This window comes from Streptomyces sp. NPDC001709 (assembly GCF_053596375.1).
The window spans coordinates 1-20,770 of the sequence record NZ_JBSFGB010000045.1 but is presented as its reverse complement, the minus strand read 5'-3'; the positions used below and the strand labels follow the sequence as shown (position 1 = coordinate 20,770).

The 20,770-nt window shown below is 73.1% G+C and carries 23 protein-coding genes; 11 read left to right on the top strand and 12 right to left on the bottom strand.

Features of this window, described 5'->3' with window-relative positions; translation table 11 throughout:
• Positions 1–23: 23 nt before the first annotated feature.
• Complete coding sequence (locus ACWC0C_RS40460) at positions 24–1,511, bottom strand: MFS transporter (RefSeq protein WP_450869552.1); 1,488 nt, start codon at positions 1,509–1,511, stop codon at positions 24–26.
• 85 nt (positions 1,512–1,596) lie between these two features.
• On the opposite strand from ACWC0C_RS40460, the gene ACWC0C_RS40455 reads away from it, so the two are divergent.
• Positions 1,597–1,995: a MarR family winged helix-turn-helix transcriptional regulator gene (locus ACWC0C_RS40455; protein ID WP_449199686.1), complete on the top strand. Its 399-nt coding sequence runs from the start codon at positions 1,597–1,599 to the stop codon at positions 1,993–1,995.
• 7 nt (positions 1,996–2,002) lie between these two features.
• On the opposite strand, the gene ACWC0C_RS40450 is transcribed toward ACWC0C_RS40455, so the two are convergent.
• The 3 genes from ACWC0C_RS40450 to ACWC0C_RS40440 all read right to left on the bottom strand — a co-directional run bounded on the left by ACWC0C_RS40450 (position 2,003) and on the right by ACWC0C_RS40440 (position 5,618).
• Positions 2,003–2,737 (bottom strand): maleylpyruvate isomerase family mycothiol-dependent enzyme, encoded by a 735-nt coding sequence (locus ACWC0C_RS40450; protein ID WP_450869550.1) that lies wholly within the window; start codon positions 2,735–2,737, stop codon positions 2,003–2,005.
• Positions 2,738–3,336: 599 nt separating this feature from the next.
• Complete coding sequence (locus ACWC0C_RS40445) at positions 3,337–4,515, bottom strand: MFS transporter (RefSeq protein ID WP_450869549.1); 1,179 nt, start codon at positions 4,513–4,515, stop codon at positions 3,337–3,339.
• A gap of 416 nt (positions 4,516–4,931) precedes the next feature.
• Complete coding sequence (locus ACWC0C_RS40440) at positions 4,932–5,618, bottom strand: SDR family oxidoreductase (RefSeq protein ID WP_450869547.1); 687 nt, start codon at positions 5,616–5,618, stop codon at positions 4,932–4,934.
• 170 nt (positions 5,619–5,788) lie between these two features.
• Here ACWC0C_RS40440 and ACWC0C_RS40435 point away from each other — a divergent pair, with 170 nt between their 5' ends.
• Together ACWC0C_RS40435 and ACWC0C_RS40430 are read left to right on the top strand one after the other, a co-directional pair.
• Positions 5,789–6,802: a sigma-70 family RNA polymerase sigma factor gene (locus ACWC0C_RS40435; protein ID WP_450869546.1), complete on the top strand. Its 1,014-nt coding sequence runs from the start codon at positions 5,789–5,791 to the stop codon at positions 6,800–6,802.
• Positions 6,803–7,009: 207 nt separating this feature from the next.
• The gene (locus ACWC0C_RS40430) at positions 7,010–7,405 is read left to right on the top strand and encodes a luciferase domain-containing protein (protein WP_449199691.1); all 396 of its coding nucleotides are present in this window, start codon (positions 7,010–7,012) and stop codon (positions 7,403–7,405) included.
• Between the two features lie 108 nt (positions 7,406–7,513).
• Here ACWC0C_RS40430 and ACWC0C_RS40425 read toward each other — a convergent pair whose 3' ends face one another.
• Entirely contained in the window at positions 7,514–8,293 is a 780-nt protein-coding gene (locus ACWC0C_RS40425; RefSeq protein WP_449199692.1) for a DeoR/GlpR family DNA-binding transcription regulator, read from the bottom strand.
• 124 nt (positions 8,294–8,417) lie between these two features.
• On the opposite strand from ACWC0C_RS40425, the gene ACWC0C_RS40420 reads away from it, so the two are divergent.
• Both ACWC0C_RS40420 and ACWC0C_RS40415 read left to right on the top strand, forming a co-directional pair.
• Positions 8,418–9,299 (top strand): SIS domain-containing protein, encoded by an 882-nt coding sequence (locus tag ACWC0C_RS40420; protein ID WP_450869545.1) that lies wholly within the window; start codon positions 8,418–8,420, stop codon positions 9,297–9,299.
• 39 nt (positions 9,300–9,338) lie between these two features.
• On the top strand, positions 9,339–10,205 hold the full coding sequence (locus ACWC0C_RS40415) for a class II fructose-bisphosphate aldolase (RefSeq protein ID WP_450869543.1): 867 nt from the start codon (positions 9,339–9,341) through the stop codon (positions 10,203–10,205).
• Here the strand turns inward: ACWC0C_RS40415 and ACWC0C_RS40410 are convergent.
• The gene (locus ACWC0C_RS40410) at positions 10,192–11,325 is read right to left on the bottom strand and encodes a methyltransferase (RefSeq protein WP_450869613.1); all 1,134 of its coding nucleotides are present in this window, start codon (positions 11,323–11,325) and stop codon (positions 10,192–10,194) included. The genes ACWC0C_RS40415 and ACWC0C_RS40410 overlap by 14 nt on opposite strands.
• Before the next feature lie 80 nt (positions 11,326–11,405).
• Here ACWC0C_RS40410 and ACWC0C_RS40405 point away from each other — a divergent pair, with 80 nt between their 5' ends.
• From ACWC0C_RS40405 to ACWC0C_RS40395, 3 genes are read left to right on the top strand one after another with little or no spacing between them, the layout of a single operon-like run.
• Positions 11,406–11,711, top strand: a complete 306-nt coding sequence (locus tag ACWC0C_RS40405; protein ID WP_450869541.1) for a hypothetical protein — start codon at positions 11,406–11,408, stop codon at positions 11,709–11,711.
• Between the two features lie 35 nt (positions 11,712–11,746).
• Entirely contained in the window at positions 11,747–12,985 is a 1,239-nt protein-coding gene (locus tag ACWC0C_RS40400) for an ROK family protein (RefSeq protein WP_450869540.1), read from the top strand.
• Positions 12,982–13,737, top strand: coding sequence for an NUDIX hydrolase (locus ACWC0C_RS40395; RefSeq protein ID WP_449199697.1), 756 nt, complete (start codon positions 12,982–12,984; stop codon positions 13,735–13,737). Before ACWC0C_RS40400 ends, ACWC0C_RS40395 begins: the two co-directional genes overlap by 4 nt.
• Before the next feature lie 121 nt (positions 13,738–13,858).
• Here the strand turns inward: ACWC0C_RS40395 and ACWC0C_RS40390 are convergent, their stop codons facing one another.
• From ACWC0C_RS40390 to ACWC0C_RS40370, 5 genes are read right to left on the bottom strand one after another with little or no spacing between them, the layout of a single operon-like run.
• Positions 13,859–14,770 (bottom strand): phosphotriesterase family protein, encoded by a 912-nt coding sequence (locus ACWC0C_RS40390; protein WP_450869538.1) that lies wholly within the window; start codon positions 14,768–14,770, stop codon positions 13,859–13,861.
• On the bottom strand, positions 14,767–15,351 hold the full coding sequence (locus ACWC0C_RS40385; protein ID WP_450869536.1) for a DUF4865 family protein: 585 nt from the start codon (positions 15,349–15,351) through the stop codon (positions 14,767–14,769). Before ACWC0C_RS40385 ends, ACWC0C_RS40390 begins: the two co-directional genes overlap by 4 nt.
• 22 nt (positions 15,352–15,373) lie before the next feature.
• Positions 15,374–15,763, bottom strand: coding sequence for a (R)-mandelonitrile lyase (locus tag ACWC0C_RS40380; protein WP_450869535.1), 390 nt, complete (start codon positions 15,761–15,763; stop codon positions 15,374–15,376).
• A gap of 4 nt (positions 15,764–15,767) precedes the next feature.
• Positions 15,768–16,358, bottom strand: coding sequence for a TetR/AcrR family transcriptional regulator (locus ACWC0C_RS40375; RefSeq protein WP_450869534.1), 591 nt, complete (start codon positions 16,356–16,358; stop codon positions 15,768–15,770).
• An 8-nt stretch (positions 16,359–16,366) separates the two neighbouring features.
• Positions 16,367–16,534, bottom strand: coding sequence for a hypothetical protein (locus tag ACWC0C_RS40370; protein ID WP_450869532.1), 168 nt, complete (start codon positions 16,532–16,534; stop codon positions 16,367–16,369).
• A gap of 37 nt (positions 16,535–16,571) precedes the next feature.
• On the opposite strand from ACWC0C_RS40370, the gene ACWC0C_RS40365 reads away from it, so the two are divergent.
• From ACWC0C_RS40365 to ACWC0C_RS40355, 3 genes are read left to right on the top strand one after another with little or no spacing between them, the layout of a single operon-like run.
• A complete protein-coding gene (locus ACWC0C_RS40365; RefSeq protein WP_450869530.1) occupies positions 16,572–16,865 on the top strand; it encodes an SHOCT domain-containing protein in 294 nt (97 codons plus the stop codon).
• The gene (locus tag ACWC0C_RS40360) at positions 16,862–17,611 is read left to right on the top strand and encodes an ABC transporter ATP-binding protein (RefSeq protein WP_449199703.1); all 750 of its coding nucleotides are present in this window, start codon (positions 16,862–16,864) and stop codon (positions 17,609–17,611) included. Before ACWC0C_RS40365 ends, ACWC0C_RS40360 begins: the two co-directional genes overlap by 4 nt.
• Positions 17,608–20,169: an ABC transporter permease gene (locus ACWC0C_RS40355; RefSeq protein ID WP_450869528.1), complete on the top strand. Its 2,562-nt coding sequence runs from the start codon at positions 17,608–17,610 to the stop codon at positions 20,167–20,169. Before ACWC0C_RS40360 ends, ACWC0C_RS40355 begins: the two co-directional genes overlap by 4 nt.
• Positions 20,170–20,581: 412 nt before the next feature.
• Here the strand turns inward: ACWC0C_RS40355 and ACWC0C_RS40350 are convergent.
• The coding region (locus ACWC0C_RS40350; RefSeq protein WP_450869527.1) for a hypothetical protein at positions 20,582–20,770 on the bottom strand (189 nt) is incomplete at its 5' end.

Below are 20,770 nucleotides of genomic sequence, written 5' to 3'. Positions count from 1 at the left end.
CGCGTTCGGAGGCTTCCCCCTGGTCAACGGACCGCCACGCGCTCCGCTTCCGCCTCCTCCACGGTGGACCTGGCGACTACGACGGACCGCTGCGTACGCCGGCCGCGCAGACCGGTGAGGGTGATCAGCAGGCCGGCCGCCGCGATACCCGTGACGACCATGAAGCCGGGCCGGTAGCTGTCGAGGACGGCCTGCGGGGTGGTGTGCGCGGGGGCGTTCGCGGTCACCACGGCCGTGACCACCGCCAGGAAGATCGCGCCGCCCACCTGCACCGAGGTGTTGAGCAGACCGGAGACCATACCCTGCTCATGGTCCTCGACCCCGTTGGTGGCCTGGATGTTGAGCGAGGGGAAGACCAGCGCGCAGGCCGCGCCGATCAGCAGCATGGACGGCAGGATCACGGCCGCGTACACCGGATCGAGGTCCACGCGCAGGAACAGCGCGTAGCCGAGCACCATGAAGGCGAAGCCGGCCGCGATCAGGCGTGGCGTGCCGAACCGGTCGACGATCGCGCCGACCTTCGTGGACGACACCGCCACCAGCGCGCCCGCCGGCAGGAACGCGAGCGCCGTGTGCAGCGCGGACCAGCCGAGCAGGGACTGCATATAGAGCGTCGTCAGGAACTGGAAGCCCACATACGAGCCGAAGAAGGCGATCGCGCCGAGCTGGGCGCGGACCTGGCTGCCCGAGCGCAGCACGCCCAGCCGGATCAGCGGGCTCGGCGAGCGCCGCTCCACCAGGACGAAGACGGTCAGCAGTGCGGCGACGGCGAGGAAGGACAGCAGCGTACGGGCCGAGGCCCAGCCGGCCTCGGGGGCCTGGACGACGGTGAAGACCAGCAGCAGCATCGAGGCGGTGCCGAGGACGGCGCCGGGGATGTCGTAGCCGTCGTGGTTCTCCTCACGGGCGCTGCGCGGCAGCAGCCTCAGCCCGGCGAGCAGCGCGAGCAGGGCGATGGGCGCGGGCAGCAGCATGGTGAAGCGCCAGCTGGCCTCGGTGAGCAGGCCCGAGAGCACCAGGCCCATGGAGAAGCCGGTGGCGGCGCAGGTGGTGTAGATGGAGAGGGCGCGGTTGCGCAGCGGGCCCTCCGGGAACGTCGTGGTGATGATCGACAGGCCGGCCGGTGCCGTGAAGGCCGCGCTCAGGCCTTTGATGAAACGGCTGGCGATCAGCAGCGGACCCGAGTCCACGAGCCCGCCGAGCAGCGAGGCGAGCGCGAAGACGCCGAGGGCGACGAGGAACACCTGGCGCCGGCCGAGCAGGTCGGCGGTGCGGCCGCCGAGGAGGAGCAGTCCGCCGTAGCCCAGGATGTAGCCGCTGACGATCCATTGCAGCGTCGACGTGGACAGATGGAGGTCGGAGCCGATGGACGGCAGCGCGACGCCGACCATCGACACGTCCAGCGCGTCAAGGAACATCGCCGCGCAGAGCACCAGCAGGGTGCCCCACAGCCGGGGGGTCCAGCGGAGCGCCGGGGACGGGGCCGCGGAGGGGGTGAGCGGAGAGGTCATGCCGAAGACACTACATGCGCATGCATCGGATGCAAATGCATTTAATTCCGATGCAATAATCTTGCTTCTCTGCTACGGTGCGCCCATGGCGTCGAACAGGGCCGAGCAGGCGCTCGTGGAGCAGTGGCGGAGCATCCTCGCACTGCATGCCCGCACCCAGTGCGAGCTGGACCGGGCACTGCACGGACACGGCCTGTGCGCCAGCGACTTCGAGGTTCTCGACCTGCTGGCCGAAGGGACGGCGACGGACGGCGGCTGTGCCTACCGTGTGCAGGAGATCTCCGAGCGGGTCCATCTCAGTCAGAGCGCGCTGTCCCGGCTGATCGGCCGCCTGGAGAAGGAAGGCCTGGTCGAGCGGGCCATGTGCGCCGAGGACCGGCGCGGGGTGCGCGTGGCGCTCACGACGCAAGGGCGCGCGCTGCACGGCGAGGTACGGCCGGTGCAGCGCGCGGTGCTGGCCAGGATGCTGTCCGACGCCGACTGACGGGGCGTCAGATCCCGCCCTTGTCCCGCCAGAGGTCGGCGAGCGAGCGGTCACCGGTCACGGTGGGCACGGGCCGTCGATTCCACAGGGCCAGGTACAACTCGTTGGCAGGGCCGGACAGTTCGGCATCCGCCTCCTCTGCCGCATGCGGCACGGTCACCGGCGGCTCGGCCGTGAGCCGTACGGTCCACACCGCGTCCGCGTCCACCGCGCGCACCCTCAGCACGCGCGGCTCCGGTGTGCGCAGGCGGCTCCTGGAACGGGCGTGGACACCACGCAGCAGCTCGTCGATGCCGTCCACCGCGAAGTCCGGCGCGATGGGCGACGCCGTACCGCCGCGGGCGGCCTCCGCGTCGTACCGGTGGACGGTCGTCTCGTGCGCCTGCCGACGTGTCCAGAAGGCCAGCGGTGAGGGAATGGGCGCGGGGTGGAAGGTCCAGCACTCCACGTCGGCGGGCGCGGCGGCCAGGGTGTCGACCAGCAGCCGGTGACTGTCCCGGTACCAGTCCACCAGCTCGGCACCGTCCAGGTCCGGTGCGTCGCCCAAGGGGCGGGGCTCCGCGCAGGCGTCGGCGACGAATCCAGCGGCCCACCGGTGCACCGCTCCGGTGTGCCGCAGCAGGTCGCGCACCTGCCACTCCGGGCAGGTCGGCACCTTGGCATCGGTCCCCGCCGCAGCAGCCGCCGCCGCGAGCAACCGGCCCTCCTGGTCCAGGGTCTGAAGAAGATCGGCAGTGTTCATGGGTGTGAGTGTGCCGGATGGGGTGGGCTGACCGGCCGGGATTTTTGGGAGTGGGGTCGACCGGGCTTGGGGGAGGTCGCCGGCCGGGCAATTTTGGTGGCTTTCAGGACGGGCGGGCTGGTTGGGGGTTTTCCGATGGTGGGCTGGTCTCGTGTTTCCGGATGTGGGGTCGCCTCGGTGTGTCGGGTGCGGGCCTGGGTGGGCTTGGTGGTGGGGCTGGTCGGGGGTGTGTGGTGAGGAGTCGGGCGGGTGCTGGGGGTGTGTGGCTGTGGGGGCTTTGAGGGTGGGGCTGTTTGGGGTTTCCGGTCGTGGCTGGTCTGGTGTTTCTGGGTGTGGAGTCGCCTGGGTGTGTCGGTGCGGGGCTGGGTGGGATTGGCGGGCTTGATGGGTGGCGCTGTCCGGCGGCGTGCGGTGCGAGTCGGCCGGGTGTTCTCGGCGCGTGGCCGGCCGGGCCTTCCGGGTGGCCGGCCTGGTGTGTTCCGGCGGTGAGTTGGCCGCGTGCTCGTCGGTGAGGTGCTGGTTGGGCACGTCGCGGTGTGTCGCCGGGCTGCACCGTCGCTTCTCGGTGCGGCCGGGGCCGGCGGCTTTCGGCTGCCGGTTCAGGCCCCCATCGTCCGCCGCGTGGACACCCCGATGACCGCTGCGACGGCGGCCAGTGCCGCCACGCTGGTGAGGGCGGTCGGCAGCGAGAACCAGTCGGCCATGAACCCGATCGTGGGCGGTCCGAGGAGCATGCCGCCGTAGCCCAGTGTCGAGGCGACGGCCACGCCGGACGGACCGGTCAGCGCACCCGCCCGCTCCACGGCGACCGGGAAGAGGTTGGCGAGGCCGAGCCCGGTGACGGCGAAGCCGATCAGCGCGGCCCACACGGAGGGCGCGAGCGAGCCGAGCAGCATGCCTACCGCCGCGACAGTGCCGCCGGCGATCACCGTGCGGGCGCGGCCGAGACGCTCCAGGAGGGTCGTTCCGGTCGCCCGCCCCACGGTCATGGCCAGCGCGAAACACGAGTACCCGGCCGCCGCCACGCCGGACGACGCCGCCAGGTCCTGCTGGAGGTGGAGCGCACCCCAGTCGGCCATGGCGCCTTCGCCGTAGGCGGTACACAGCGCGACCAGGCCGAAGACCAGGACCAGCCCGCGGCTGCCGGTCCGGCGCGGCGCAGCCCCGTCTGCCTCCGGTGGCGAGGAGGAGGTGCGGTCCACCGGTGCGGGTGGTTCCTGTCGGAGCAGGGTGCGTCCGGCGACGGCCGTGACGAGCAGCCCGATCAGGGTGAGGCCGAGCAGATGCCGCGTGGGGGAGAGCGCACCGGCGACCAGTCCGCCAAGGCCGGCGCCGATCATCCCGCCGAGGCTGAACGCGGCGTGGAACGTCGGCATGATCGGCCGCCGCAACGCGGTCACCAGGTCGACGGCGGCGCTGTTGAAAGCGACATTGATGCCGCCGTAGGCAGCTCCGAAGACGAGGAGTACGGCGCCGAGGGCGGGTGTGGAGTGGGTCAGCGGAGGCAGGCTGACGCTGAGGGAGAGCAGGACGGCGCAGACCACGGTGACCGGGTGGCTGCCGTAGCGGCGGCACAGCCGTCCGATCAGGGTCATGGTGATGACGGCACCGGCGGAGACACCGAGCAGTGCCAGGCCCAGGGTGCCGGCGGAGGCATCGGTCTGCTGCTTGATGGCCGGGATACGGACGACCCAGCCCGCGAAGATGAAGCCGTCCAGGGCGAAGAAGGCCGTGAGGGCGGCGCGGAGGCGGGTGAGGTCGCGGTTGGCACCCGGCACGACGCTGTGCGATCGGGGTTTGTTTATTAGCGGCACAAAGTCAGGCTAGGTGGGGGCGCGGGGGAGGGGCAAGGGATATACCGGGGGCGAAGCAGCGCGGTGGCGCGGTGGGGGGCGAGGGCGGTAGTGCTGGGCGCGTGGGCGTGCGCGTGCGCGTGCGCGTCGGCGTCGGCGTTGTGCGCTTGGCGCGCGTCCACGTGCCTGTCGGCGTTGTGCGCTTGGTGCGCCTACACGTGCGCGTGCCCGTCGGCGTTGTGCGTCGGCGTTGCGCGTCGGCGTTGTGTGGGGCGGGCGGGACGCCGGACGTGTTCCGTGTCCTGCCCGCCCCACGTGCCCAACCGCGGCTGCCTGCCCCTGCCGTCGTACGCCCGCCGTCGTGTGTGGCGTCCGGCGTCACGACCGCCCCGGCACACGGATCAGACGGGCTGGACCCCCTCGCCCGTCACGCTCAGCACCGTCTGCCCGGCATGTTCCCCGCCGGAGGCGATCGCGAGGACGGCCCTCGCCACCCCGGCCGGGTCCAGCGGCGCCGGGAAACGCTCCTTCAGATAGGCGTCCGCCGACTGACCGGTCTCGGCGCCGTACGCGGCGGCCGCGGCCTCGCCGATCGTGGTGCCGGTCAGCAACTGGCCCGGGGCCAGGACGACGAACCGGATGCCGAGTGCGCGGGCGTCGGCGGCGCGCTGGAGATAGCCGGCCAGGAACATCTGCGTCCGCTTGGCCCCCGCATAGCCCCCCGAGAGCGGGGAGCCGCCGAGTGCGGCGCCGCTCGACAGGATCACCACGGTCGAACCGGGCCGCAACGGCCGGGCGAGGGCGGCGCGGCCGACCTCGAAGGCGATCCTGACGTCGACGTGCCACGGAGCCGAGAACGACTCCCAGCTCTGCTCCTCGATCGGCGCCATCCGCGGACGCGCACCCGCGGCGATCACGACCAGGTCGGGATCGGCCTCATCGAGAAGTGCCGTGACCTGCGCGGGATCCGTGGCGTCCCGCTCGTGTCCGGCCGCCAGGACACGGACACCGGCGGAGGTGGGGGCGTCGGCCGTGGCGCGCCCGACGCCCCCGGCGGCGCCGATGACCAGAGCCTTGTGGATGTTCACGAGATTCCTCCTTGCTGCGCGCGTACGCCCAGGGAAAGGGCGTACGCGCGGGGAAATTGCGGTCGCTTGTTGAGACACGGCCGCTCCGGGGAAGTCACCGATGACTTTCCGGCCCGGACGGTGTCGTTACCGGAAGGGGGAGCGGAAGAGTCGAGGCGAAGGATGTCGTGGTGATCGAGACGATCCCGGACCGTGCCCGGGCGGGCGACGGTGAGGCGTTCCGGGAGCTCGTCGAGCCCCACCGGCGCGAGCTCCAGCTGTACTGCTACCGGATCCTCGGCTCCGTGCAGGACGCGGAGGACATGGTCCAGGAGACCCTGCTGGCCGCCTGGCGCGGGCTGGACGGATTCCAGGGACGGGCCTCCGTACGCGCCTGGCTGTACCGCATCGCCACCAACCGCTGCCTGAACGCACTGCGCGACGCGCGCCGCCGCCCGCAGCCGCGCGAGCCGGTCCGTCCGCCGGTCGACGTGGCCGAGCCCACCCGTCGCTCCGAGGCGGTCTGGTACGAGCCGTACCCGGACGCCCTGCTGGCAGATCTGCCCGACACCGCGCCGGGGCCGGAGGCCCGATACGAGACGCGGGAGGCGCTGGCGCTGTCGTTCACGGCCGGGCTCCAGCAGCTGCCGCCGCGGCAGCGCGCGGTGCTGGTGCTGCGCGATGTGCTCGGCTTCCGCGCCGCCGACGTGGCCGAACTCCTCGACAGCAGCCGCGTGTCGGTGAACAGCGCCCTGCAGCGCGCGCGTGCCGCGCTGGACGGACGGCTGCCCGCGCCGGAGCGCGACCGGGCGCCGCTGCCGCGCTCGGCGCGGGAACGCGCGCTCGCCGGACGGTTCGTGGACGCGATGGAGAACTCCGACGTCGACGGGCTCGTCGCGCTGCTGACCGAGGACGCCTGGCTGACCATGCCGCCGGAACCCCTCGAGTACCAGGGGCCCGCGGCGATCGCCCGGTTCTACCGCGCCCTGCCCTGGTGGGGTGCCCAGGGGCTGCGTCTCGTACCCACGCGCGCGAACGCCCGGCCCGCGTTCGGCAGCTATCTGCGCGAGCCCGGCGGACCGAACGCACACGCCTACGGCTTGGTCGTTCTCACTCTGCGGGACGACCGGATCTCCGCCATCACCCGCTTCGGCGACAACGGCCTCCTGGCGCGGTTCGGGCTGCCACGAATCCTCCGCGGCTAGGGCGCGCGTGCCCACGGATGGAGCGATGTGGCCCTGACCTGCGCGGACTTGCGCTGATGCGGGGCAGCTGCCGCGTCAACTCGGGGTGACATATGCCTCATTCGGTGCGCTTCGGCGGCGTCCGCGTCCGGTCCACGACCGGATACGGGTCGGTTAATGCTTGCTCACGAGCTGGTTGCCGAGGGGTGAGCGGTCCATGATGGGCCCATGACGTTGGCCTCGCGCGCGCTCGCGCAACTGGCGACCTGGCCCGATCTGAGGCAGGCGGTCCCGAGCTGCGGCCTGGGACAGGCGGTCAGTTCGGCACAGGGCGAGATCGCCCACTTCCACTCGGAGCGCGATGTCGATCTGCGGCTGACCGACCGGGCGATCCGGCGGTTCGCCAAGGACCTCAGGGACTCCGGTGCGATCAGGATCGTGCCCGGTTCCCAGTGGGTGACCCTGCGCCTGGACGCGGCCAGTGACGTCGACCTGCTGCTGACCTTGGTGAGCGTGGCGCTCCAGGCCCAGCAGAGCTGGCCGGACCCGCTCGACCGGCCGTCGGCGGGCTGCAACGACCAACGCGGCGCGGGGTTTGTGAAGGCCGACCTCGGCGGGATCTGAACCGACCCGCGGCCCGGCCCGGTTTCCGCGCGGGCCGACCGCGGCCGAGCCCTGCCCGCCGCCTCCCGGGTGAGGACTGGGACGGCCACACCGTGAGGCCCCAGACCGTCACACCGTGAGCACCCGGACGCCCGCCTCCTCGAAGCGGCGTACCGTCTCCTGCCCCACCGCCGTGTCCGTCACCAGTGTGTTCACCAGTTCCGTCCCGCAGATCCGGGCGAACGCCCGCTGGCCCAGCTTGCTGGAGTCCGCGGCCACCACCACCCGCTCGGCGCGCTCGCATAGCAGCCGGTTGATCGCGGCCTCCGCCTCGTCGTGGGCCGCCGCCCCGTGCGTGACGTCGAAGGCGACGACACCGAGCACCGCCACGTCGAGCGTGATCTGCCCGAGCACACCGTCCGCGAGCGGACCGATGAGTTCGTACGACTGCGGGCGCGCCACCCCACCCGTCACCACGATCTTGAACTGGGGTCGTACGGCAAGCTCATTGGCGATGTTGAGCGCGTTGGTCACGATGGTCAGCGCGGGTGAGCCGGTGGCCAGGTCACCGCGCACGGCCAGGGCGCGGGCCACCTCGGTGGTAGTCGTACCGCCGGTCAGCCCCACCGCCTCGCCCGGCGCCAGCAGATCGGCCACGGCCTTGGCGATGCGCTGCTTCTCCGAGGCGCGGCGGGCCGTCTTGTAGCGCAGCGGGAGTTCGTACGACACCCCGTGCACCACCGCGCCGCCCCGGGTGCGCACCAGCATCTGCTGCTCGGCGAGCTGGTCGAAGTCCCTGCGGATCGTCGCCGCCGACACCTCCAGCTCGGCCGCCGCCTCCTCGACCTCCAGCCGGCCGCGCTCGACGAGCAGCTCCAGCAGCGCCTTCCAGCGGGCGTCCCGGGACATCCGCAGCCTCCGTTCTGACGTGTTCCCGGTGACCCTAGCGCACCTCACTCTGCGCTCGAATGCTTGATTGTGCTCGAAAGCTCGCTATATCTTGCAGGAACAATCAGCAGGGGAGGGTGTGGGCATGACACATGTCGAGCACGAGCTGAACAGCCAGCCGGAGTGCTGGATACGGGCGGCCGAGGCGGCGGAGCGGTACCGGGACGCGCTGCCGGGGCCGGGGGAACGGGTCGCGATCGTGGGATGCGGGACCTCGTACTTCATGGCGCAGGCGGCCGCCGCCCTGCGCGAGAGCGCCGGGCAGGGCGAGACCGACGCGTTCGCGGCCTCCGAGTTCCCGTACGGGCGCTCGTACGACCGGGTCGTGGCGCTCACCCGCTCCGGCACCACCACCGAAGTACTGGAGCTCCTGGGCGAGTTGAGCGGCAGGACGCGGACCACGGCCGTCACCGGCGACCCGGAGACCCCCGTGACGTCGGCCGCCGACGACCTCGTCGTGCTGGACTTCGCCGACGAACGCTCCGTCGTCCAGACCCGGTTCGCCACCACGGCCCTCACCCTCCTGCGCGCCCACTTCGGCCTCCACGCCGACTCCGTCATAGCCGACGCGCGCACGGCGCTCTCCACTCCTCTTCCCGAAGGACTGGTCGCCTGCACCCAGTTCACCTTCCTGGGGCGCGGCTGGACCGTGGGGCTCGCCAACGAGGCCGGGCTGAAGATGCGCGAGGCCTCGCTGTCCTGGACCGAGGCCTACCCGGCGATGGAGTACCGGCACGGCCCGATCAGCATCACCACCGAGGGCACGGCCACCTGGATGCTCGGCGAGGCACCCGACGGACTCGCCGGGCAGGTCCGCGCCACCGGCGGGTTGTGGATCGGCGGCGGACTCGACCCGCTCGCCGAACTCGTCCGGGTCCAGCGGCTCGCGGTCGCCGTCGCCGCCGCCCGCGGCCTCGACCCCGACCGGCCGCGCCATCTCACCCGCTCGGTGATCCTCGCCCCCTGAGCCCCGACCCGCCGCCCGCGCCCCGGAAGGACACCGCACGTGCCCCTCGCGCCCACCGGCGAGCTGGTCACCGCCGCCGCCGAAACCCGCTCCGCCGTCGCCGCGTTCAACGTCATCACCCTGGAACACGTCGAGGCCGTCATCGCCGGCGCCGAGTCGGCCGGGGCGCCCGTCGTGCTCCAGGTCAGCGAGAACGCCGTCAAGTTCCGCTACGGGCGGCTGCTGCCGCTGGCCCGGGCCGCCGTCGCCGCAGCCGAACGCGCCACCGTCCCCATCGCGCTGCACCTGGACCACGTGCAGAGCGACCACCTGCTGCGCCAGGCGCCCGACGCCGGGTTCAGCTCGGTGATGTACGACGCGGCCCGGCTGCCGTACGCCGAGAACCTCTCCGCGACCCGGGCCGCCGCCGACTGGGCACACTCCCAAGGGCTGTGGATCGAGGCCGAGTTGGGGCAGATCGGCGGCAAGGACGGCAGGCTGCCGCTGGACGCCCACGCACCGGGCGCCCGCACCGACCCGGACCAGGCCCGCGACTTCGTGTCCGGCACCGGCGTCGACGCGCTCGCCGTCGCCGTCGGCAGCGTGCACGCGATGACCACCCGCACCGCCACCCTCGACCACCGCCTGCTGGGGCGGCTGTCCACCACGCTGTCCGTCCCGCTCGTCCTGCACGGTTCCTCCGGTGTCCCGGACGACGGCCTGGTCGCGGCGGTCGCGGGCGGCATCGCCAAGGTCAACGTCGGCACGGCGCTCAATGTGGCCATGACCGGCGCGATTCGTGCGTTCCTCGCGGCCAATCCCGAGGCCGTCGACTCCCGCAAGTACCTGAGTGTGGGCCGGGAGGCGATGGCCCGCGAGGTGAGCCGGATCATCGGGGTCCTCTCCAGGACGGCTAACCCTTCTTGACCGCCCTCAGCACCACGAACTTCGGGTCGGAGGCCACGAGTTCACAGTTCCCGAACAACCGCCTCAGCTTCACGTGATACCCCAGGTGCCGGTTCCCGATCACCCACAGCTCACCCCCCGGCCGAAGCGAGCGCAGCGCCCCCGTGAACATCCGCCACGCCGTCGCGTCGCTCGTCGCCTGGTGGGAGTGGAACGGCGGGTTGTTCAGGACGAGGTCCACGCTGCCCGGCGCCACTCCGGCGAGGCCGTCGCCGACCCGGAACTCCGCGTGCCCGGGCACCCCGTTGGCCTTGTACGTCGCCTCCGCCGAGGCCACCGCCTGGAAGGACTCGTCCACGAACAGCACCTCGGCCGCCGGGTCCGCGAGCGCCACCGCCGTACCGACCACGCCGTTGCCGCACCCGAGGTCCACCACGCGGCCCGCGCCCGGTCCGGGCAGGTGCCGCAGGAAGAAGCGGGTGCCGATGTCGAGGCGGTCGGCGCAGAAGACGCCCGCGTGGTTGACCACCGTGCGCCCGGAGACCGGCCCGATGCCGTCGGGGAGCGGGTAGGTGTACGGCCACGGGTTCGCCGGCCGTTCCAGCGCCGGGTCCGGGGTGCAGAAGATCAGCCGGGCCTTCTGCCGGGCCAGCGAGGTCCGGGTCGGGCCGAGGACCCGCTCGAACAGCTGGAGCGTGGAGGTGTGGATCTCCTTCACCATCCCGGTGCCGACGACCACCGTGCCCGCGTGCACCGCCGGCGCCAGTCGCAGCAACTGGTCCTCCAGCAGCGCCAGGCTCTTCGGAACCCGCACCAGCAGCACGTCCACCCGCTCCGGCGGCGGATCCTGGGTGGTCAGCAGCTGGACGGCACCGGGCTCGACACCGGCCCGCGCCAGATTCGCCCGGGTCGCCTCCTGACTCAGGTAGGAGTCGGTGATCTGCGTCGGCCGGTGCTCCGCAAGCGCCGTGACCAGCGCACCCCAGCGGTCCCCGACCACCACGACCGAACCCGTGAGGGACACCCCTTCCTCGGCCAGATGGCGCAGCAGGTACGCGTCGGAGGCGTCCCAGGCACGCAGCCGGTCGCGGGGGTCCTCGGGGAAGCGGGACAGCTCGACCTCGCCCCACGGTGTCGTCATACGGTCGCTCATCGTGTCTCCCAGGCTAGCGGAGCCGCAGCTCAGGGGTGGTGGGGCGGGCCTGCGGCACGATGGAGCGTGTGGACGCGGAGCTGTTTCCCGGGGAGCGCGCGGAGGTCGCGACGGGCGCCGTGCACGTCCCGGACCGGCCGGACGCGGCCGGACTGCGCACGGTCCGCACCCCGGGCGGCGACGACGGCGGCATGGGCATGCACCTGTGTCGAGCTGCGCGGCGGCGACCTGTTCGTGTTCGGCGGGCCGTCGCGGCTCGCCTGCCACGGGGTGCCGCGGGTGTCGCGGGTGTCGCGGGTGTACGGGGCACCGCGCCGACCGAGTTGGACCTGTCCGGACGTCCGGACATCACGCTTCGGGTCGGTGGCCGGTAGGCCGCCGTACGTGTGGATCATGGGAGACTCGCCTCATGAGCGGCAAGGCGGATCCCCGGACGGCGGGGGAGCGGACCACCTCGAGGGCGCGGCTGGACCGAGGGCGCGGCGCGCTCGGACCCGCGCTGGAGCTGGTGCACACCGGGCGGGCGCCGACCCGCGCCGTGCTCACCGCGGAACTCGGCGTCACCCGGGCGACGGCGGGGGCGGTGGCCGCCGAGCTGGAGGCGCTCGGGCTGATCCGGGTGGACGCGCGGCCGGGTGCCGCGGCCGGCTCCCAGGGGCGTCCCTCGCACCGCCTCGAGGTCGCCGAGGACGGCCCGGTGGCGCTCGCCGCCCAGGTCCACGCCGACGGCTTCCGGGCCGCGCTGGTCGGTCTCGGCGGGCGGATCGTGGCGACCGCGCCCGGCTGCGAGACCGTCGACGCCGACCCGGCGAAGGTGCTCGGCTCGGTCGTCGAGGCGGGCGCGGAACTGCTGCGCACGACCGGCCGCCGCTGCGTAGGCGCCGGACTCGCCGTACCGTCCGCCGTGGCCGAACCCGACGGCCTCGCCCTCAACCCGCTGCACCTGGCCTGGCCCGTCGGCGCCCCCGTCCGCCGGATCTTCGCCGAGTGTGTGCGCGCCGCCGGCATCACCGGCCCGGCCTTCGCGGGCAACGACGTCAATCTCGCCGCGCTCGCCGAGCACCGGCACGGCGCCGGCCGGGGCGCGCGGGACCTGCTGTGCGTGGCCACCGGGCACCGGGGCGTCGGCGGTGCCCTGGTGCTGGACGGCCGCCTGCACACCGGCAGTTCGGGACTCGCCCTGGAGGTGGGCCACCTCACCGTCAACCCGGAGGGCCGGCCCTGCCACTGCGGCAGCCGCGGCTGCCTGGACGTCGAGGCCGACCCGCTGGCCCTGCTGGTCGAGGCCGGCCGTGAGCCGGGGCCCGAGGTGTCCCTGCTCCAGCAGGCCAACGACCTGCTGCGCACCCAGTACGCGGACCCGGCCGTCCGGACGGCCGCCGAGGCGCTGATCGACCGCCTGGGCCTGGGCCTGGCCGGCCTGGTCAACATCCTCAACCCCGACCGCATCATTCTGGGCGGCCTGCACCGCACCCTCCTGGACGCAGATCCCGGCCGGCTGCGCGCGGTCGTCGCCGACCGCAGCCTGTGGGGCCAGAGCGGCGGAGTACCGATTCTGCCCTGCACGCTCGACCACAACAGCCTCGTCGGCGCGGCCGAGCTGGCCTGGCAGCCCGCACTGGACGACCCGCTGGGGGCGCTGCGGTGACCGACGCGAGCGAGGGCATCCCTCCCGCTCCGGCCGTGGAGATCCTGCCCGCCGGGCGCATCCGCCTGGTCGAGACGGCCCTGCCGGAGCTGCCGGAGCACCACCGCTCGGCGAGGGACCGGGCGTGGGAGGCGGCGGTACGAGCCAACCCCGCCCTGTTCGACGGACCGGTGGCCGCGCTGACCGCACTGGAGCGGGACGGAGCCGACGGCCTGGTGCTGTCCTGGGCCCGCACCACCTACCGGCACCGGGCCCTGCGCCAGGTTCCCGACGCTCCCGTGTACGCCTCCCTGTTCGTGTCCGTGCTCCAGCCGGCCGACGACGGGCGCCTGCTGGTGGGCCGGACGGCGCCCTCGACCGCCGCCCCGGGCCGCTGGCAACTGCCCGGCGGAACCGTCGAACCGCCCGTGGAACAGGGCGAGTTGGACCTGGACGCACTGCGTGCGCACGCGGCTCGCGAACTGGCCGAGGAGACCGGCTCCGACACCCCCGCCGACGCCCTGGCCCCGCGGCTGACCACCCGGGGCGGACACGGCAGCGTCGGCGTCATGTTCACCGCCCCGCCGCGCCCCGCACGGGAGTTGTACGACCGGTACGCGGAGCTGGTGAGGAAGGAGACCGTCCACGGCGACGACCCCGAGTTCGACCGGGTCGCACTGATCGGTTCCACCGCCGACCTGGAGCGGCTCGAAGGACCCAGCGTCGACTATCTGCGCCCGGTCGTACGCGCCTACACGGCCGCGGCCGACTGAACCGTGAGGAAGCGTTCCGGCGCCGGGTCGGCCGGGAGGACGGTTAGACGGTGGCGGACCGCACTGTGCCCCAGCTTGCCCGGCGCCGTGCACGGCAGCGGGCGCTCCCAGCGAAGAGCAATCACCGCCACTCGACCGCGAACGCCCGCCCCGGATGCTCGGTAAGCATCCGGAACACCAACTCGGCACCCAGCTCTGCCTCAAGCCGCGGCCGAGCCCTGCGCAGCAGATACGGCATTCCGGGGCCGCCGGAGACCGAGCGGCCCCCCGCAACCACCGTGTCGCCACCGAGCAGCAGCCGGTCACCGAAACCGGCCTCCGCCAGCGCCCGTACCGCCTCCGGCATCTGCCAGTCGGTGGCGTGATGGGCGCGGGAGGGACCGTCGAAGGCCAGCCAGCACCCCGACCCGGCGGCCTGCCGCTGCACCACCGGGTCGGGGAAGCGGTTCAGGTGGCCCAGGACCACCCGGTCACCGGGCACGCCCAACTCGCCGCACAGCAGGTCGAGCACGTCCAGCGCGCTGGTGCCCAGCTCCAGGTGCACGGCGATAGGCGCGCCGGTGGCGTGGTGGGCCTCGGCCGCCGCCGTCATGGTCCAGCGGGCGTGCGCGTCGAGGGTGTGGAAAGCGCCCGCCACCTTGATGAAGCCGGCTCGCACCCCGGACGTACCGATGCCCTCGGTCAGCTCGGCCACGAACAGCCCGGCGAGGTCGCTGCCACGCAGCTTGTCGAGCAACTCCTGCTCATAATGCGCGGCTTGATGCAGGCCTGTGGCGCACACCAGCCGCACTCCACTGGCCCGGGACAGCTCCGGCAGGTCCGCCGCCCGCCGCCCCATGCCGTACGGCGTCCACTGCACGACGGCCGCTCCGCCCGCCGCCCGGAACGCGGCCAGCTCGGCACGCGCGGCCGGCACGTCGTCCAGCTCCTGGCCCGGCAACAGCGGGCTGTGCAGGAAGAGATGGTCGTGCGCGTCGCACACGCCCAGGTCCTCGGGCGGGATGTCGCCGAGGACCGTACGGACGTGGCTCACCACTGCCGTCCGCGCGGGAGGCGGTCCCGGCCGGGCGCGGACAGGTGCAGGACCTCGAAGACGTCCCCGTCGGCCTTGGGCGTGTCGTGCTCCCAGAGCGAGAAGTGGACCAGCTCCCACGCGCGCGTGTCCACGGCCGCCGCGGTGAGGACGGCACCGTCCTCCGCGGCCAGCCGCCCGGTCTCGGCCGCGGCGTCCGCCATGAACGCGGCCAACTCGACGCCTTCCGGCACCGGTTGGCGCCGACGCACGGCGAACGCGGGTGCGGACCCGGCCGCGGTGCCCTCCTCGAACGCCAGGCCCGTCCACTGCCGTATCACCGGCCGCCCGAAGTCGTTCACGGGCCCCTGGAAGGTTCCTCCCCACAGGAAGCTGTTCATGCCCTCCATGGTGTTCCAGAGGTAGAACGGGCCGTACTGGTTCACCGGCGAGCCGTTCACCCCGCGCTCGCGCATCACGTACGTCTTGATCCCGAGGCCGTCCCAGTCGTCCAGCAGATGCGCGACACGGGCGACGCGGGAGCGGATGACGCCCATGTCGTAGTCGGCGGGCAGGGTGTACTCGTACTGCATGGCGTGCATGTCGTGATTCCCTTCCAGGGTCTCAGGCGGGGTAGTTGTCCACGTGCGTGTGCCACTCGGTCGTCGTGCCGTCCTCGGCGGCCTCCACGACCGCGAGATGGGTCATGAAGGTGCGGGGTGCGGCGCCGTGCCAGTGCCGTTCGCCCGGCTCGATCCACACCGTGTCGCCCGCGCGGATCGCCTCCACCGCACCGCCTTCGCGCTGCACCAGTCCCTCGCCCTCCAGGACGTGCAGCACCTGGCCGTGCGGATGCCGGTGCCAGGCGGTGTGGGCGCCGGGAGCGAAGTGGACGTTGAACATGCGCAGTCGGGACGGGGCGGCCGGGGCGGCTATCTCGTCCAGCCAGACCGTGCCGGCGAAGTTCTCCGCCGGGCCCTGCCGGGTGTCGGGACGCCGTCTGTTGATGTGCACTGACTCAGTTCTCCTGTCCGGGAGTTCGGGGTGCGAGCAGGGAGAGCAGACCCCGGACACCGGCGTCGAAGGCGGCGGGGGAACCGGAGGCGCGGGCGAGGACATAGCCGCCCTGCAGGGTCGCGAGGACGGTCGCGCCGATCTCCTCGCCGTCCAGTGAGGGCGCGAACTGCCCCTGCCGCTTGCCCTCTTCGACGATCTCCGCGATCAGCTCCCGGATCCGCGTGATCGTCTCGTCCACGGGCGCGCGCAGCTCGTCGCTCGCGATCACGTCCGGGTCCATGGTCAGTCGGCCGATCGGGCAGCCGCGCAGTACGTCACGCTCGCGCAGCAGATACGCCTCGATCCGCTCGTACGGCGTGCCCGGCCCGGCCAGGATCCGCTCGACGGCCGCCCGCAGCTCCTCCGCGGTCCGCCGGATCGCCGCCAGGGCGAGGTCCGGCTTGCCCTTGAAGTGGTGGTACATGCTGCCCTGGCCCGCGCCCGCGCGCTCCAGGATCGCCTTGGGGCTCGTGCCCACGTACCCGCGCTCCCACAGCAGCTCACGGGTGGACTCGATCAGACGTTCCGAGGTGCTCATGCGACTACTGTACATACTAGTAGTTACAGTCGCCAGTCCTTCTGCCGGTCCATCTGCCGGTCCGTCAGCCAGTCCATCCGCCAGTCCCCGGGGAGCAGGGCGCCGCCCCGGTCGTACTCCCCGGGAGGTACCCGTACTGCCGCCGGCCGCACGACGACCCGGAGCCCCTGCCGGAGGGAGTCTCGTGGCATCCCCGCTGAGAGAAACCGACAAGGGAGATGACCCGAGATGCAGACCCTGGCCAACTGGGACGGCGGCGGCCCCGGCCCATGGATCCTCTTCTTCCCGCTGATCTGGGCGGCGGTGGTGATCGGAGCCGTCACCTTCCTGCGCCGCACCGGCCGGCGCGGGCGCGGCGGCCCCTGGCGGCCCATGGACGGCGCACGCCCCGCGGGCGACTCGCCGCTCGCCGTCCTCGGCCGCCGTTTCGCCGCAGGCGAGATCGACGAGGACGAGTACTGGCGCCGCCTGTCCGTCCTGGAGGAGCAGTTCGGCCGCGCGGGCAAGGGAGGTGTGGCATGACCACCACGACCGCACTGCGAGCCGCGGCCCGCGTGGTCGACGCGGTGAAGGTGTACGGCGGTGGCGACACCGCCGTACGCGCCCTGGACGGCGTCGACGTCTCCTTTCCCGCCGGACGCTTCACGGCGATCATGGGCCCCTCGGGATCCGGCAAGTCCACCCTCATGCACTGCGCGGCCGGCCTCGACACGCTCACCTCCGGCGCCGCCTACATCGGCGGCACCGAACTCGGCACGCTGGACGACCGGCGCCTGACGCTGCTGCGCCGCGACCGGGTCGGCTTCGTCTTCCAGGCGTTCAACCTGGTGCCGACGCTCACCGTCGCGGAGAACATCACCCTGCCCCTGGACCTGGCGGGGCGGCGCGGCGACCGGGAGTGGATCGACGCGCTCGTCGACGTCGTCGGACTGCGCGACCGGCTGCACCACCGGCCCTCGGAACTCTCCGGCGGGCAGCAGCAACGCGTCGCCGTGGCACGGGCGTTCGCCGGGCGCCCCGACGTGGTCTTCGCCGACGAGCCGACCGGAAACCTCGACTCCCGCTCCGGCGCGGAGGTCCTCGGCCTCCTCGGCCGGGCCGTACGGCAGATGGACCGTACGGTCGTCATGGTCACGCACGACCCGGTGGCCGCCGCGCACGCCGACGAGGTGCTCTTCCTCGCCGACGGACGTCTGGTGGACCGGATGGAGTCGCCGACCGCGGACCGGGTCCTGGACCGCATGAAGGCCTTCGAGGTGCGGACATGAACGCATCACTCCGACTCAGCCTGACCTCTCTTCGCGCGCACCGGCGCCGGTTCGCCGGCACCTTCGTGGCCGTGTTCCTCGGGGTCGCCTTCCTGACCGGCACCCTCGTCATGGGCGACACGCTGCGTGCGAGCTTCGGCAGCATGTTCGGCGAGGCCACCAGCGGCACGGACGCCGTCGTACGCGGCGCCGACGCCATCACCACACCCGGCGAGGCCCAGGGCGTACGGCGGCCCGTGGACACCTCGCTGGTGAAGACCATCGAGCGGGTCCCCGGCGTGGCCGCCGCGGAACCGAACATCCAGGGCGCGGGCCAGCTCGTCGGCTCCGACGGCAAACCCGTCGGCGGCCAGGGACCGCCGACCCTCGCCGGGAACTGGATCACCGACCCGCACCTCAACCCGTACCGGCTGGCCGAAGGCCGCGCGCCGGCCAGGTCAGGCGAGGTCGTGGTGAACCGGGGCGCCGCGAAGAAGGGCGGCCTGAAGATCGGCGACTCGACCGTCCTGCGCACCCCGGACCCGGTTCGCGTGACCGTCGTCGGACTCGCCACCTTCGGCGGCCAGGACGGCATGGCCCAGGTGACGTTCACCGGCATGACCCGGGCCGACGCCGGGAAGTACCTCACCGCGCGCCCCGGCCAGGCGGCGGCCATCGAGGTGCGGGCCGGACCCGGAGTGAGCCAGCAGGAGTTGGTGCGGCGGCTGACTCCCGTGCTGCCCGAGGGGGTCGAGGCCATCACCGGTCGGCAGTCGGCGCAGGAGAACACCGACATGATCTCCAGCCAGTTCCTCACCATCTTCACCACCTTCCTGCTCGTGTTCTCCGGTGTCGCCCTGCTCGTGGCCACCTTCTCCATCCACAACACGTTCGCCATCGTGGTCGCCCAACGCACCCGGGAGAACGCCCTGTTGCGTGCCCTCGGCGCGGCCCGCCGCCAGGTGACCGCCGCCGCGCTCGCCGAGGCCTGCGTCGTCGCGCTCACCGCGTCCCTCACCGGGCTCGTGGGCGGCATCGGCATCGCCGCCGGCCTCCAGGCGCTGTTCCCGGCGATCGGATTCCCGTTCCCCGAGGGGGACTTGGTCATCAAGACCCTGTCGATGGTGCTGCCACTGGCGGTGGGGATCGTGGTCTGCCTGGGCTCCGCGCTGCTGCCGGCCCGGCGCGCCGGACGGACGGCACCGCTCGCCGCCCTGCGCGAGACGGCTGTCGACACCTCCGGTGCCTCCCGCGTGCGTGCGATCGCCGGGGGCGCCCTCGGCGCGCTGGCGCTCGCCACGACCCTGACCGGTGTCCTCGTCTCCCCGTCCGTGTGGCTGGCGGGAGTCGGCGCACTGCTCGCCCTTGCGGCCTTCGTCGTCCTCGGCCCGGTCGCCGCCACCACGGCCGTACGACTGCTCGGCGGCCCGCTGGACCGGCTGCGCGGGGTCACCGGATCCCTGGCCCGGCGCAACGCCCTGCGCAGCCCCAAGCGGACGGCGGCCACGGCGAGCGCGCTGATGATCGGCGTGGCCGTCGTGTCGCTGTTCACCGTCTTCGGCGCCTCGCTGAAGGCCACCATGGACCAGACGGTGTCCCGGTCCTTCGCCGGCGACGTCGCCGTCAGCAGCCCGTCCTTCGGCGCGGGCGGCAGCGGACTCAGCCCCCGGCTCGCCCCCGCCCTGCAGCGACTGCCCCAGGTGGACACCGCCGTGGGACTCGGCCGCGGGGTCGCCGAAGTCGACGGCAAGGGGCGGGCGTTGACCGTCACCGATCCGGCCGCGCTCGCCCGCACCTTCGACCTCGGTACGGTCACCGGGTCCCTGCGCGACCTCGGCAGCGACGACATCGCGATCACCCGTGCGGAGGCAGACCGGCAGCGGCTGCGCACCGGCGACACCGCCCGGCTGACCTTCACCGACGGCAAGTCGGAGAACTTCACCGTCCGGGCCGTGTACGGCCGGTCGGAACTCGCCGGCGACTACGTCATCACCCGGGCCGCCTGGGCCCCGCACCGCACCCAGGACGCGGACAGCCTGATCGCCGTCACCTTCAGGCACGGTGTGAGTGCCGACGCGGGCAAGGCGGCGGTGCGGGCGGTCGCCGCGCGGTACGGCAACCCGTCCGTGCAGAGCCGGGACGAGTACGCGCAGTCCTCGGCGGGCGGCATCGACATGATGCTCACCCTCGTCTACGCGCTGCTCGCCCTCGCGGTGGTCATCGCGCTGCTCGGCATCGCGAACACGCTGACGCTCGCGCTGCACGAACGCACCCGGGAACTGGGCCTGCTGCGGGCCGTCGGCCAGACCCGCGCCCAGCTGCGGGCCATGGTCCGCTGGGAGTCGGTCCTGGTCGCCGCGTTCGGCACGGTCGGCGGGCTCGGACTCGGTGCCTTCCTGGGCTGGGTGCTGGTCAAGGCGTCCGACGGCGCGAGCGACACCGCCTTCGCCTTCGCCCTCCCGCCCACGCGGCTCGCGGTGGTCGCCCTCATCGGCCTCACCGCCGGCGCCCTGGCCGGCCTCCGCCCGGCCCGACGAGCGGCACGGCTGGACGTCCTGCGGGCGATCGCCACGGAGTAACTCGGCGGCGAGAGGTTCGTGCCGCCGGGACGGCACCCTTGCTCTGCTGGGCGTCTGCCGGGCGCGGCCCATCGTGCCACTGGGGCGGCGCCTACCCGCCGGGCCGGTTGAGACCGTTCGCGTGTGCGGCTGCGTGGTGCCTGATCGCGCAGTTCCCCGCGCCCCTGGGGAACTGCAGCCGGCCGCACCGCATTCGCGCCGTAGCTGCGGGCAGTCGTGCCGCTGGGGCGGCACCCACCCGGCAGTTGCAGGTGTACCCGCATAGCTGCGGGCAGTCGTGCCGCTGGGGCGGCACGGGTGGGCGCAGCGGCACCCGGCCGGCGCCGGCGAGCGATCCGACCCCCGCCCAGCCGCAGCACCGGTGCAAGCTCCATGAAGGGACCCTCCGCTGGGGCCGAAGGTCACCGCCCGGTCAGCCGGGAAGGCCCGGCCTGGCGGGCGCATGGGCACCGGCGGGGGCGGGAGCCACGCTCACCACGGGCGCCGGCGCAGCGCTTGCCACGGGAGCCGCAGCCGCGCTCCCCACAGGCGCCGCCACCGGTGCCGCCACCGGCGTCGGCGCCGGGCTCGCGCTCAGCGCGGAGGCGGCTGCGGCGAGCGC

Excerpts from the sequence above, each read along its gene's own strand:
- ACWC0C_RS40460 (WP_450869552.1), bottom strand. The coding sequence starts at position 1,511 with ATGACCTCTCCGCTCACCCCCTCCGCGGCCCCGTCCCCGGCGCTCCGC.
- ACWC0C_RS40455 (WP_449199686.1), top strand. The coding sequence starts at position 1,597 with ATGGCGTCGAACAGGGCCGAGCAGGCGCTCGTGGAGCAGTGGCGGAGC.
- ACWC0C_RS40450 (WP_450869550.1), bottom strand. The coding sequence starts at position 2,737 with ATGAACACTGCCGATCTTCTTCAGACCCTGGACCAGGAGGGCCGGTTG.
- ACWC0C_RS40430 (WP_449199691.1), top strand. The coding sequence starts at position 7,010 with ATGACGTTGGCCTCGCGCGCGCTCGCGCAACTGGCGACCTGGCCCGAT.
- ACWC0C_RS40425 (WP_449199692.1), bottom strand. The coding sequence starts at position 8,293 with ATGTCCCGGGACGCCCGCTGGAAGGCGCTGCTGGAGCTGCTCGTCGAG.
- ACWC0C_RS40420 (WP_450869545.1), top strand. The coding sequence starts at position 8,418 with ATGACACATGTCGAGCACGAGCTGAACAGCCAGCCGGAGTGCTGGATA.
- ACWC0C_RS40410 (WP_450869613.1), bottom strand. The coding sequence starts at position 11,325 with ATGACGACACCGTGGGGCGAGGTCGAGCTGTCCCGCTTCCCCGAGGAC.
- ACWC0C_RS40400 (WP_450869540.1), top strand. The coding sequence starts at position 11,747 with ATGAGCGGCAAGGCGGATCCCCGGACGGCGGGGGAGCGGACCACCTCG.
- ACWC0C_RS40385 (WP_450869536.1), bottom strand. The coding sequence starts at position 15,351 with ATGCACGCCATGCAGTACGAGTACACCCTGCCCGCCGACTACGACATG.
- ACWC0C_RS40375 (WP_450869534.1), bottom strand. The coding sequence starts at position 16,358 with ATGTACAGTAGTCGCATGAGCACCTCGGAACGTCTGATCGAGTCCACC.
- ACWC0C_RS40370 (WP_450869532.1), bottom strand. The coding sequence starts at position 16,534 with ATGCCACGAGACTCCCTCCGGCAGGGGCTCCGGGTCGTCGTGCGGCCG.
- ACWC0C_RS40365 (WP_450869530.1), top strand. The coding sequence starts at position 16,572 with ATGCAGACCCTGGCCAACTGGGACGGCGGCGGCCCCGGCCCATGGATC.
- ACWC0C_RS40360 (WP_449199703.1), top strand. The coding sequence starts at position 16,862 with ATGACCACCACGACCGCACTGCGAGCCGCGGCCCGCGTGGTCGACGCG.
- ACWC0C_RS40355 (WP_450869528.1), top strand. The coding sequence starts at position 17,608 with ATGAACGCATCACTCCGACTCAGCCTGACCTCTCTTCGCGCGCACCGG.